Source organism: Oleiphilus sp. HI0123 (assembly GCF_001635315.1).
The window spans coordinates 1-835 of record NZ_LWGE01001903.1 but is presented as its reverse complement, the minus strand read 5'-3'; the positions used below and the strand labels follow the sequence as shown (position 1 = coordinate 835).

The window sequence follows — 835 nt, the reverse complement described above, 5'->3', positions numbered from 1 at the left end:
ATGGCAAGCGATGCGAAGCGTAAAGCGGAACAAGGGGGTGAAGTGGTTCAAGGTGCCGTGGGTGCGATGCGTGAGATCATGGAATCTAGCAACAAAATCAACGACATTATTGGCGTGATCGATGAAATTGCCTTCCAAACCAATCTACTCGCTTTGAATGCTGCGGTTGAAGCAGCAAGAGCCGGTGAGCAAGGGCGTGGTTTTGCCGTCGTAGCGGGAGAGGTTCGAACCTTGTCGCAACGTTCTGCTGCCGCGGCGAAGGAAATCAAAGACTTGATTCGTGACAGTGTAAACAAGGTAGAATCTGGCTCAGCCATGGTTAACCAGTCTGGGCAAATGCTCAATGACATCGTCCAGTCAGTTGATCGCGTTGCCAAGATGATCAATGACGTCAACACTGCAGCAATCGAACAAAATAGCGGTATCAGTCAAATCAATCAGGCCGTTGCGCAAATGGACGAAATGACTCAGCAGAACGCGGCTTTGGTTGAGCAAACCTCTGCTGCAAGCCGTTCAATGTCTGAAGAAGCGAGCAACATGAATCGCCTGATTGCCTTCTTCCGCTTAGATGCTTCGCAGAGCTCGCATAGTTCTTCTCCCTCCTTCGCTTCAGCTCCGTCAACACCTGCAGCAAGTTACAGTGCACCAGAGCCCACAGAAGAACCTGTCATCACCTACCAGGCAAGCAGTGCTGCGCAAGAGGATAACGGTGCAGCTTCGTTTTCAGAAGACGATGAGTGGGAAGACTTCTAAAAACACTTGATATCGCTCATACTCAAAAAAGACCGGTATATTTCCGGTCTTTTTTTTCGACTTTAGTAAACTGGATTTACAA

General features: G+C 49.0%; 1 protein-coding gene. It reads left to right on the top strand.

Annotated elements, in window-relative coordinates; genetic code table 11:
• The coding region (locus tag A3761_RS25295; RefSeq protein ID WP_068751147.1) for a methyl-accepting chemotaxis protein at positions 1-753 on the top strand (753 nt) is incomplete at its 5' end.
• Positions 754-835 lie beyond the last annotated feature (82 nt).